Origin of the sequence: Brevibacillus sp. MS2.2 (assembly GCF_013284345.1) — a bacterium.
In the GTDB taxonomy this organism is placed as follows: domain Bacteria; phylum Bacillota; class Bacilli; order Brevibacillales; family Brevibacillaceae; genus Brevibacillus; species Brevibacillus brevis_C.
In genome coordinates, this window is the sequence record NZ_JABSUZ010000067.1 from 1 (window position 1) to 11,768 (window position 11,768).

Below are 11,768 nucleotides of genomic sequence, written 5' to 3' on the forward strand. Positions count from 1 at the left end.
CTCCTTGCCGCCCATCATCAGCTCTTTGCCAAAGTTGGTTCCCCAGTACTTGATGCCGGGATTGCCCGTTTTCGCGGTGCTGCCTCCACCTTTTCGCACGGAGCTGACTGCCATAGCGCCTTCTTCATCTGGCGTGGAGAAGTATAGCTTTACGGAGTCGCCCATTTGCGGCATGCAGTGAAAGCCGCTGTTGCCCTCTGCCGAGTAGACCGTGGCATACGGGAACCAGCTCGCTTCTGCCTTGGGCTGCTTCGGATCGATGTCGAGGTGGATTTTGACGGTGTCCTTCTGGATGTCGATGATCTTGCCTTCCAGAGCAGCGCCGCATATGTCATCGTTGCGAATAGGGTTTTGACGGACGCCTGCTTCGGGCATGAGTTGATAGGTGTGAATGAGAAGGGCATGGTCGATCCTCGTTGTTGAACCGGCGACGACCAGCTCTTTGCCTTGGTAGTTCACGCGGTCTCCGAGCTGGAGGACCTGTCCGCTTTCTACTTCATAGGTGAGAAAATCGTTTTCCGACATACCTGCCGCGTAGCCGTTTTCTGTCGTTTCCATAAAGGGAGACAGCCTTTTGCTGATAGTGTAGCTGGCGTCTGTCAATTGGGCGGTACGTCCCTCGGGCAAGCCGAACCAAAACTTTGGCTTATCCGCGACAGCCTCGGCGACGAGAATAGAGCCGAAGCGAGAGGCCAGTCGCTTTAAAAACTGCCAATCTGTCTCCTGATACTGGATGGCGACGGTCCCAAGCGGCGCTCCGTTCGAAGCATGGTCCAAATAATCCGAGCCAGGATAGTCCTTTGTGATTTCATCCAGCAGACTGGCATACGTCATTTGTTTATGCTGAAAAGAGCGCATCTTGCGCTGTCCGTCCATTCGCTGTGTGTGCGAGACCGCTTCCAGCTCCAAATGGTACACACCTCGAACGAAGTTCACACTGACGGAATCCACGAGTCCTTTGAACAATGTCTTCATAAGTGAACCGTTTTCCACCAAATTCAGGGTGACTGTATCCTCGCTCGTCGCCATCTCAATGTAACGGTCGCTTTTTTCCTCCGGGATGATTGCGGTGACGAACAGTCTGGCGTGCTCATTAACTTTCTTCACGATTCTGACATCTTGCAGGCTTTGGATTTCAAAGGGTGAGACCAACTGAATATTTTCGTATCCAGCCAGCTTCTCTGTCGTATTCATACAATCCCCCTCACTATTGCTCCTGTCCGTCGTCTTCGATGCGAATGCAGCCTCCATATATGCACATGTTCGTGCTGGTGTTTAACAGGGCGGGATGGTTTTCCACGAGTACATCTGCTTTGCCATCGATCCAGGGCATAGTGACCACAGGAACGCATGGCATCGGCTTGAGTACACCGTTGTTGGCAGCAGTAGCAGCCGCGACGGTTGGATTTTTCTCGCATTTGCATTTGCCAAACGGCATGATGTTCACTTGCGGCATATAGTCATTCACGTTCATTTGTGCCTGGTTGCGAATGTACACGCCATGACTAAACGGCGTTTTCAGCTTGTTCTTCTGGCTCCCGTAGTCGCACGTGAGAATTGCTCCCGCCACGACGTAGCTTTTCTTCGGAGCCGACGAAGGTACAACATCGACATCTTCAATCATGGGCATGACTCATTCTCCTCCCTGCTTGCTCTGCTTTTTTCAAGCGGATACCGAAAAAGTCCCTGCGCAGCAAAGCTTCCGCCAGCCGCAAATCGATGATGATATACGGTTCACGAATCCCTTCGATTTGAAAAATCGTATGACGTCCAATCTTTTCTGGATCGAGAACCAGCCGTTTGAGTGAGCCGTCCTTGTGAAACTCGCTTTGCTCTGACAGGCAGTTCACACGCGGCAGGATCATCATCCAGTACAAATCCTGCTTGATCCGCTCCCTGTCTACGAGCACGACAGATTTGACAAACAGCTTCGGCGCGAACTTGTGGATGATTGTCTTTAAACGGTTGGAATAGAGCGGGATCGGTCTGTCGAGAAAATCCAGGTAGTCGTTTTCTTTCTTTTGCTTGATGTCGAACTGAATGACGGCCTCGTCCAACTCGTCCTGATATTCTGTGGTGAGCCACTCCTGCCGGATGACGTCAAAAACGCCTGTTGGCTCTACTGCACTCGCGATTCGCTCGTCCTGTGACAAGATGAAATAATTCATACCTGACTCCCCTCTCGCCAAACGACATGTCGCTCCTGAAGTTCGTCCAACAGAATGGACCCCCTGGCCTCCTCCGAGAATACAGCTCTCTCGAGAAGCGCTCCGCTAAAATTCGCACCGGTCAAAATCGCATCTGTAAAGTCTGCTCCGCGCAGATCTGCTCCGGTAAAATCAGTCCCGGTCAAGTCCGCCCCGATGAACAAGACGCCATCAAAACCGGGCATCTCCCACGCATCTGGTTCCAACAGACCCCTTGGCCCGGATGCTTCACGAAAGCTCGCACCTAGCAGATTCGCCCCGGTAAAATCCGCTCCATGAATGAGACTGTCGCCGAAATCAACCGCTTTTAGCTGCGCACGATGCCATCTCGTTCCGACCAAAACACTTTCGCGAAGGGTCGCTTTCGTTAGCTGACTGTCAGAGAGGTCCGAATAACGTAAATCAAGACCATCGAATTGCCCTTGTCCCAGATCGAGGCCAGCCAAAACCTTGTAGCCGTATTCCAGCTCTTGCTTTTCTTCCAGCCAAGCACGGATCATCTCGGAATCTTTGTGGCGAGTATCCAGACAGTACACGATCTCGCTTTGATCCAGATACTCTCCGACACGCACCTCCAACTCCAGCTCCTTGTCCACCTGTTGAAAGACTTCCAACTGAACAGCCTGCACCATGGCATAACGGATCAAGTGAACGACATATTGATGAAACTTCTCTGCCTCCACGAGCTTGATCCGTTCGATATCGGGAAGTCTTACGTGTCCGGCATACGCTCTGGCAGCCTCGTTCCATTCGATTGCGAGTCGATCCAAAAAGTGATACGCCCAGCTCGCATCATAGCTGGTTTGACACTCCACCGGATCGAAAAACCAACTGCTATCCGTAGCTTCCAGCAAATACTGATTGCTTCCCTCCAGAAGCTCCGTCCGCAGCATGGAATAGGTCAAGTACGCCAGTTTGCCCTTTGCCCCTTGCTCCTGCTTATCAACCACGCGTTGACATATTGCTTCAAATGAACGGAGAAATTCTTTTGCGAGCCTTTCTTTATTCGCCTGATAGTAAGCATCCAAGGCATGCAGGCTGGCGATGGTTCTCTTCGGCACCTCGTGCTCCTTGAAATGCTGCAAGGCTTCCTCTCTTTCCATGCCAATCCCCCCTTCTTCTCACCGTTTTTGCATACACCAAACACACGGTTACCCGCGTGGCAACCATGTGTGTCAATTGGTTTTGAGCTCCTGCCCGACGATGCTTGTATTTCCGTCCATCTTGATGTTGCTCTCTTTGCAGGTGAGACTGATCTCCTCTTTCGCCGAGATGATCACCTTCGTAGCTGAGTCCATCAAAATGTCCTTTTCGGAGACAACCTTGATATTTTTCTTGCTGAAAATCTGGATGCCGTCCGCGTCGGTCATGCGAATGAGGATTTCCCCGTCCTTTGCGCTAAGCAATACCTCTGACGGGCTGAACATCAGTTCTTTTCCGTTAGCCGTTCGGAAGTATTTGATATCGGGATTCCCGAGCTTGTTCGTTTCGCCCTCGTCTGAATTTTTCCGGACAGAGCTGATCGCAATCCCGTCACTTTCCTTGTTGCTCGGAAAATAGACGCGGACGTAGTCATCGAGCTCCGGCATGCAATACCAACCGCTGTTTCCTTCGGCTGTATAAACCGAGGAATACGGGAACCAGTGCGCCTCGCTCTTGCTTTGGCTCTCATCGATATCGAGGTGGATTTTGACGTTGTCTTTTGAGACCTCAATGACTTTCCCCTGCACCGATGCCCCTACGATAAGCGAATTGTGGAGCGGCTTTTGGCTCATTCCTTTTTTGGACGCGAGCAAATACTTGTGCTTCAGCAAGCCTTTCTTCATCTCGGTATGGGCCTCATACACATACAAGCTCTTCCCTTTGAAATCCACACCGTTGCCCAAATCGAGAACGCGATCCGTCTCGACCTCGTAAAAGATGTAGTCATTTTCATCCACGCCCTTGACCCCGTTTTCCGAGGAATGGCGGTATTCACTCAAATTTTTACGCACCCGATAGTGAAAATCGTCCAGCTTACCTTTCGAGGCACCCTCTGGCACACCAAAGCTGAACTTCGGCTTTTCAAAGACGGATGCTGGCATCAGTCCGGTCTGAAAACGCGAAGCAAGCCGCTTAAGAAATTGCCAATCCGTCTCCTGATACTGCATGGTAAAGGAACCAAGCTTCCCACCATTGGAGGCCATGTCCATAATGTCCATGCCTGGATATTCTCCTGCGATTGTTTTCAAAAGGGCACCGTAGGTCATGGCTTTGTTTTGAAATGAACGGCTCTTGCGCTTCACGTCGAGATTGTACGTAGGCGAGACCGCTTCGACGTACAAATAATAGACGTCTCGGACGGCTTTGATGCCTATCTCCAGAACGATCCCCGCAAAAAGCGGCGTGGCGTTGCCTTCGTTATCCACCTGGCTGATTTCGATCGGGGTCTGTGCTTCTGTCATTTCTACATAGCTGTCCTTCAATTCTTCTGGTACGATCCCCGTAAATGTCAGGCGAGCGTGCTCATTAATCTTTTTCGTAATCGTCAGTTCTACCAGATGCGTCAATTGATAAGGAGAGATTTGCAAATTGTTGTAGGCAATGACAGGAAGACTCATATTTTCCCTTCTCCCTTCCCATTTTCATCCGAATTGGTGGATACAAGCGTCAAGGAATCCATAATCCCCCAGCCTACTGGCTTCCAATCTGACAGCTCCTTCTCCGTGCAATTAAACGTGCAGAGAAGAGCGCGTCCCTGTAGGGAGACAAAGCTGATCAGGTTGTAAATGTCCGTATCCAATGCTGGTGCAACAAACTCGAAAAATCCAACGCTGGCCCCGGCAATCTCACGTATTCCTTCCTCCTGCCAACGAGCGAGCGGCTGTGTTCTTCGCAAAACCTGCTTCATGACATCCATGAAGGCTTTCAACTGCGCAGGAGAATCGGTCAGCTTGCTCTCGGTATAGGTAAAAGCCAGGTTAATTGACGCTGTTTCGTTGGTAAAAATCAGGGAAGGCCTACGTTCTGATGGATACTTCAAAGCTGCTACTTCTGGACTCATGATGGAAAATGTCTTCGGGAGTCGAATCTGTACGAGATCGTCGAGGACGCGCTTGTCCTCCATGGGAATTCTCTCTTCACCGACTGTAATAAATGTTTTGTTCACTACATCCAGTCGATTTTTGCCCTTTGGACCAAAACGTATTGCTGCTGGCTGTGCATCCTCACCGGAAAGCTCATTCAACATGCCGATAATGCTTTCATCCATACGCGCCATTTCCATTCACCATCCTCTCGTTAATCAACAATAACCCGCTGACGCCCGCCTGTTTTCCACTCCGTTTTTGAGGACTTTCCGCCACTCTTGGCGTCATCCAATATGCGTGCGAGGTATTTGAGAATCTGCAGGTTCGTGTACTCGCGGTAACCAGTCCCCAGTCTGTTGCCTATATAATGAAGAATGAGCCCCCGCTCTACTCTGTCCCCATTCAAGCACTGCATGGCAAAGGTGAGATCATACGGGTGATTGGTGACAGTTTTCAGCATTTCATTCGCAAAATACCGCAGGATGTAGGGAGCAAGGGTTGGCTCGTCTCTCCCAGCATGTTCGACATGCACGATATTCCATGTATTGAATTCAGTCGCCATATCGGCTAAGTCTTGATAATCGCCGCGTAGCCTTGCCCCTTGCTTGAGCTTGAAGCGACCCAACTCCCTTTCATCCTGTCGTGACTCTATGTCCTGGTCGAGAACATAAGACGTCTCGTAAACGTAATAGTCGGTCAGCGAAGTCTCCTCTTGAAAGCGAATCTTGAGTACCGTCTCCATACCTGTGGCCTCATAAGGAACACGCTCTTCCCGTTCGAACAAGTAAATCCGCCCTTGATGCTTGACGATCCCTCTGCCGACAGTGAGGTGCCCTTCGCCGATCGTTACATCCACCCCGGAAACAATGCCGTCTGTATAATCCTGAAAGTATAAATCTACAAAATGTCGCGGGTAATCACGCAGATTTTCAAGCATCTCTCGCTTGAGAATTCGCCCTTTATGAAAATTGGGATAGAGATGGGAAAACACCGCTGTTCCCCCTTCCTGTTCATTTAAGCTGCCTGGTTATTTGCTCATTTCATCCCGTCAAAGAAATCCAGCTCGGACAAGTCACTCTCAAAAGCAAAGAAAACCTTTTTCCCCAAAGCAAGCTGTTCATTCAGACGAGCTACTGGCACGACATGGAATCCCCACTCGCTGCCACTCGCAAAAACGAAGTATTTCGACTCGCCATTTTGAATCGAGTCAGTCTCATCCTGCGGGATATGTGTACCGTACTTGCCCGCAATGTCCTCATACAGCACCGTTTTGTATTGAGCAGGATCATCCATGTACAAGTACCGCTGGCGCAGTTGGCCATCATTTTCCTTGAGATAAAACTCAACCTCGCTCACTCCGTAGGGACGCGAGATAGATCCATGCACGAGACTCAGCTTTTCCTGACTGTGAATGAGTACTCTCTCTTGCTTGTTATGCGTGAAGGCAGTCACGGAATACGGGACGATCGGTGCATGATTCGTAATGCTCGCTTCGATGAAACCCGCCTTTTTGGCACTTTGATAGCGCAGTGCTCCACGCAAGCAAGACAGCTTCAGGTCTGGCACCTTGCCCGCCTCCTCCGACTTTTGCCGGAACTCGATACTGCGTCCAGGGACGAACTCTTTGAGTGCTTCACGGAAAACATCAATCCGGCACGACTGCCCAGTCAGCTTGATGATCGAGAAGTCAGCCAGCCTTCCCTGTTGGTAAAAATCGTCCAAGAAGTCTCGCAAAATCTCGTAAATATCCGCCTTGATCAGGTGATTGATCTCTTTCGCGTTGAAGACGACATCAGGAAAATCAAACACATCCCGGAAGCGACCATCCTCCCGTATCGACAGCACCCATCGCTCGACTGCCGTCAGCTTTAGATCAGGCTCTTGACGATTTTCCGTATCGGATGTGAAGCGATTGCGCAGAATGCCGGTCTGGCGGAAAAATTCTTTTTTCATATGGTCAGCGAGGTCCCACAAAAAGTGAAAATTGTTGCGGACACGCTGATACTCGTCCCGGCTCTTGTTCTCGTATTCCTTGTAGCGAGTCGGCAAAATCGCCTCAGCTTCCCGATACCTCGCCTCGAAGCGTTCATAGATGGAGTCGACGCCGTATTCATCCACGTACCGGAAAATTTCCGATCCAGGGATATCGATGATCTGGTCGATGTCGGTCACTTGCCGCCCTTTTCCGTAATAGTCCGCGAAGACGATTTTCATAAATTGCATGATGCGATACGTAATGTTATTGCCACCAAAATTGGTATCGCCGTTTTCATAGGTCGTATTGATATCGATACGGTAGGAGATATGTCCGTCCTCGATCCGGAAATGGCACGATGACAGATCCGTCGTTCCCCCGCCGCAATCGATGACGAGCGCTTGATACGTCTCCCCGTCCAGAAAGCTGTTTTTGTCAATTTGATCCGCAATCGTATTAAACAGGACGGCCATTCCTTCATCGAGGGCGTGCTCTGATTCGATGCGATACTCAGGCAAAATCTCGGTGAACATCTCAAGAAACTGCGTTTTCAGCTTGACTGGACTTGTGATATGCAGATGACGAAAGCGGCATTTGAACTGATGCTCGGCCATTTGAATGACGTGAAGAAGGTACTGACGCAGGATGTCGCTTCGTTTCACAGTCGCGGTATTTCCTTGGCTGTCCATGACCTCTTCGATCTTTTGATAGCTGTTCACCCAGCGTTTGATGCCTTGAAACACCGTCGCGTTCGTGCTGTATCCGTTCTTTTTCATGTGCCGCAGTGCTTCATAACCGATGTGAAAGCGAACGTCATGCGGGGAGGAGCAATCCGCCACGCTGACAGCCGTCGGCAGCACCTCGATCCATTCCTCGTTTTTTTGCGTCGTATCGGGGAAAGAAACGTAATTGATCGCATTCAAGCGTATGCGTCCATTCAACAAGTCGTTGCTAGAAGGGGAGCTCACATACTGATGATCGAGAAAAGCACCCGCTGTCGTCGAGGAGGTACCAAAATCAATTGCGAGAACGGCATCTGTTTCTTCCAATTCCCTGATCTCGAGGTCAGTCACCGGTACTTTGTAGTAGTGGAGATTGACAGGCGGCAACGGATGGTCCTGGTGATACGCCTTGTACAAATACTCCGAATCCTGCTTGCGGAAAAAGAGCAGGCTGTAGTTTTGATTGACGGTCTTTCTCAATGGAGCATCTTGGTGAGCGTGCAGCCTAAAATGCCCCGCTCTCCTATCGTCTTTGTCCTTGCGCAGATGCAGAATGCCGCATAGCTCCATATGGTCATTCACCAAAAGCACATTGGATTCAGACAAGCCTTGCGAGGATTCGACGCGATAGTTGTCCAGCCTGTCAATGGCAAGACCCGTGTACAAGCACATCTTCGCTGGAATTTTGATCGCATCTACACCTGGCATCGGTGTGTTTAAATATTTGTGGAGTACGGCTTCTAGGCGTTCAACACCACCTGGAACAGCACGCTCAATCAGGAGGTTTTCTTCTGCGCCACGAAAACGCAGAATCGTGTGAAGCAGTCCTTCCCGATCGAGATTGTTCACGACAGAGCGAACCAGCTTTTCCTTGTAACAAATATTGCGGAGCTGAAAGGTCGTCATCTCCATCAGTTCGTCCCGTGTGTAGGTCGCTTCGCCTGAATGATTGCGTTGATTTCCATCCCCGCTGCCTTTTTGGAGATGAAGCTTATATGAATAGGTAGACATCCCAACTCTCCTCTCTCCCGACCTTTGTTGGGGTCAATCGGTCAAACCTCTAGTACAGTGCAACACTGTCGATTTGCATCGTTTCCTCGACATCCAAGATGCCGAAATGATTACGCCAATAAATCTCTGTATGGAACCGAACTGGTAGAAAAATATCCTTGATTAAAGCGAGCTTGGCATGTGCGGTTTCACTCTCCGACTGCCCGACGTAAATCAGTAGCTCATCTTTTTCTTCGCAATTGGCGTAAATGGTAGAGTGAGAGAAAATTTTGCGCATCGTATCCTTGAGCAGGTACACCGCTTCTCCGGTCTCATACAAGCGCAAAATATTGCCGGCGATAATCTCTCGCTCCTCTTTGGTAAAAAGGCGGATATTTTCCTGTACCCGACTGCCGAACAGCCCCGCTTCCAAGTCGCGCAACACAAAGCGGATGTGGTATTCACGCTTATTCATCCCTTGCGACAGATCAATCTCCGCCAGCAAATGGATGATGATATCAAACAAGGTATGCCGAAGCTCTGCATCATCCGAGTAATTGGCGTCAAAAAGGTCACGGAAAATATCGTCGAAGCGGTAGTACGGATTCACTTCTACTGTCTTGTCCACCGTTTTGGCGTTGATGGCCTCATGACTCAGCTCCATGTAGGGCGAATACACTTTGGCAGCCTTGAACTGGATGTCTTTTTTGGCGATCCCGGCGCGTTTTGCACGAATAACCAAATCCCAGATGTAATTCAAGCCCATTCTCCTTCACACTTGTATTCCGGAAAATACATCTGAACCTCGGACACGAGGAAGCTCATCATGTCTTGAAGAAGAAAGCTGTTCGCCCCGCGTCTCCGAAAGCCGAGAGCCATGATCTTCTTGTCGTTTTCTACCCGGACGTTATCGCTAATGAACGGATTCAAGCCGTACGTAGCGGGAGGCCGATTGTTTTTGTCCCGAATTTCTACATTCACTAGCTCTAGCTGCTCGGCGGCCTCAAAGGAATGGACGATTCGGATAATCTCTCCTTTGGCTCGTACGGTCATTGCCTGCTTCCGGGCATAGCTCCCGATGAAGCTGTTTTTGCGTCGATTGGACACTAATTCGTAGTCGAGTCTTCCAATTCGGGTCGTGACAGGCTGCGTGATTTTGCATACGTTCCAAACTCCCGATTTCTCCTGAGGAGAGACAATCGTCAGTTCTTCCGGTGATCGCTTGATGTAGCGAATCAGCTCCTCATCTCCATCCACCAAATATCCGTGCTCACTGCCCGTCTTACGTAACGACAGGACATGCTCGAAGTTCACCCGGTCAATGGCAGGTACGGGAAACCCGATGTTTTTTAAAGCCAAACGCTCGATGTTCCACAACGGGATAACATCCAGCTTTTTGTAAGGCTCCCACTCATCGAGGGTAATCGACATTTCCAGTATCTCTTCGTCTTCTGTAAACGTGCCCTCACAGGCAACCAGAATGACATCGAAAAACTTGCTGGCGTAAGGGTGATTCACCGTTTTCCACGGCATCCCGTTCTTTTGAAACATGTTGTACAGCTTTTCCAGCTCATCCATATAGACACGACTTTGTTGCAGGCGCACTTCGATTGGATAGTGATTGCCTGCCGTGTTCAGACGCCCCTTGAAGGTTCGCTTGCTCATCATCAGCGCCTGTATCTTGTCATACTCACACTCTAAAAAAATCGTCATCATGACCGCTTCTTCCTGGTTGCTGAGCTTGACTGCCAACTCTTTGCGATCACATATCTTCTTTTCCTCATCTCCAGGGATCATCGGGTACAAATACTCGTGGATCGGATCAAAGTCATCGCGATGACAGAGGGTCACGTAGATGTCATGCTTATCTTCCTTGTCCTCGATCTCGGTAAAAACACGCTCCTCCAGCTTTTTCTGCATCTCCTCCTGATACTCGACCAGGTTGAGGAAGACACCGTTCATGATCTGCTTGAGCAACCTGCGCTGCTCCAGCTCCTCCATTTTGTTCAAACGATCTAGTACGATCTCTTTCATGGCGTTTTCGCTGCCTCCTCCTGTGTCGGATTGGCTGTAGCTGGTGGATTAGCTTGCGGTGGCTGAACTGGCTGAGTCGCCGGAGCTGTCGTGGCTGGCGGAACTGCTTGATTGGTCGGTACTACTTGAGGTGCCGGAACTGGCTGATACGTTGGAGCCACCGGATTGACTGGGACTGGCTGGTTAACCGGGGCCGTCTGATTTACAGGAGCTGTCTGGTTACCTGGTGCGGTTTGATTAACCGGGGCCGTTTGATTCACCTGAGCTGCCGGTGGTTGACTCGCAGCACCCGTCCCTTGCACAGGCGGCTGACCTGCTGGCGCACCTGCCGAAGGCGGAGCAGCAGGAGGGTTCAGCTTCTCCTCTGCCTTTGTCACCTTGCGCTCCATCGCCAAAACTTTTTCCAGCACACCAATCTCCTGATAAATTTCCTGCGCCATCGTATACGATTGGATCGCTCCCTCGAAGTCTTGCGCCGCATAGCTCTCGTCGCCTTGCTTTTCCAGCTTGTCGCCGTCGAGCGTCTTCTTTTCCTTATCGATGCCGGTCTTTTTGGAAGCTACCTCGTCCAGCTTGGTGCGAAGCTCCTTTTCTCCTGTTACAAAAGACGTTTCCAACGCCAGCTTGCGAGCCTTTTGGTAATAGGCCTCCGCACCAGCGTAATCCTGCGCCTCAAACAAGAGATCTCCTTCCTTTTTCCACTGCATGACGAGCACATACGATTGCGTCTTTTCTTTTTTCTCCAAAATCTCCGGTTCGTTAAAATCATCGC

10 protein-coding genes and 1 pseudogene are annotated in these 11,768 nt (G+C 50.2%); all 11 read right to left on the reverse strand.

Translation table 11 applies throughout. From position 1 onward, the window contains the following. Positions 1-1,194, reverse strand: a 1,194-nt coding sequence (locus tag HP568_RS29385) for a contractile injection system protein, VgrG/Pvc8 family (protein WP_254551617.1), incomplete at its 3' end; no start/stop codon positions are given. Positions 1,195-1,207: 13 nt separating this feature from the next. Continuing rightward, complete coding sequence (locus tag HP568_RS29390) at positions 1,208-1,630, reverse strand: DUF4280 domain-containing protein (RefSeq protein WP_048034243.1); 423 nt, start codon at positions 1,628-1,630, stop codon at positions 1,208-1,210. Continuing rightward, on the reverse strand, positions 1,617-2,168 hold the full coding sequence (locus tag HP568_RS29395; protein ID WP_048034244.1) for an imm11 family protein: 552 nt from the start codon (positions 2,166-2,168) through the stop codon (positions 1,617-1,619). The genes HP568_RS29390 and HP568_RS29395 overlap by 14 nt, the downstream gene beginning before the upstream one ends. Continuing rightward, a complete protein-coding gene (locus HP568_RS29400; protein WP_048034245.1) occupies positions 2,165-3,310 on the reverse strand; it encodes a pentapeptide repeat-containing protein in 1,146 nt (381 codons plus the stop codon). The genes HP568_RS29395 and HP568_RS29400 overlap by 4 nt, the downstream gene beginning before the upstream one ends. 72 nt (positions 3,311-3,382) lie before the next feature. Continuing rightward, positions 3,383-4,807: a contractile injection system protein, VgrG/Pvc8 family gene (locus HP568_RS29405; protein ID WP_173630934.1), complete on the reverse strand. Its 1,425-nt coding sequence runs from the start codon at positions 4,805-4,807 to the stop codon at positions 3,383-3,385. After that, entirely contained in the window at positions 4,804-5,457 is a 654-nt protein-coding gene (locus HP568_RS29410; protein WP_254551619.1) for a hypothetical protein, read from the reverse strand. Before HP568_RS29410 ends, HP568_RS29405 begins: the two co-directional genes overlap by 4 nt. A 29-nt stretch (positions 5,458-5,486) precedes the next feature. After that, positions 5,487-6,266, reverse strand: coding sequence for a hypothetical protein (locus HP568_RS29415; RefSeq protein WP_048034248.1), 780 nt, complete (start codon positions 6,264-6,266; stop codon positions 5,487-5,489). Between the two features lie 44 nt (positions 6,267-6,310). Continuing rightward, complete coding sequence (locus tag HP568_RS29420) at positions 6,311-8,983, reverse strand: acetate and sugar kinases/Hsc70/actin family protein (RefSeq protein ID WP_173630936.1); 2,673 nt, start codon at positions 8,981-8,983, stop codon at positions 6,311-6,313. Between the two features lie 49 nt (positions 8,984-9,032). Continuing rightward, positions 9,033-9,728 (reverse strand): iron-dependent peroxidase, encoded by a 696-nt coding sequence (locus HP568_RS29425; protein ID WP_173630937.1) that lies wholly within the window; start codon positions 9,726-9,728, stop codon positions 9,033-9,035. Further along, entirely contained in the window at positions 9,719-10,996 is a 1,278-nt protein-coding gene (locus HP568_RS29430; protein ID WP_048034251.1) for a hypothetical protein, read from the reverse strand. Before HP568_RS29430 ends, HP568_RS29425 begins: the two co-directional genes overlap by 10 nt. After that, positions 10,993-11,768: pseudogene (locus HP568_RS29435) on the reverse strand (serine/threonine protein phosphatase); the annotation flags it as partial. The pseudogene HP568_RS29435 and the gene HP568_RS29430, both read right to left, overlap by 4 nt.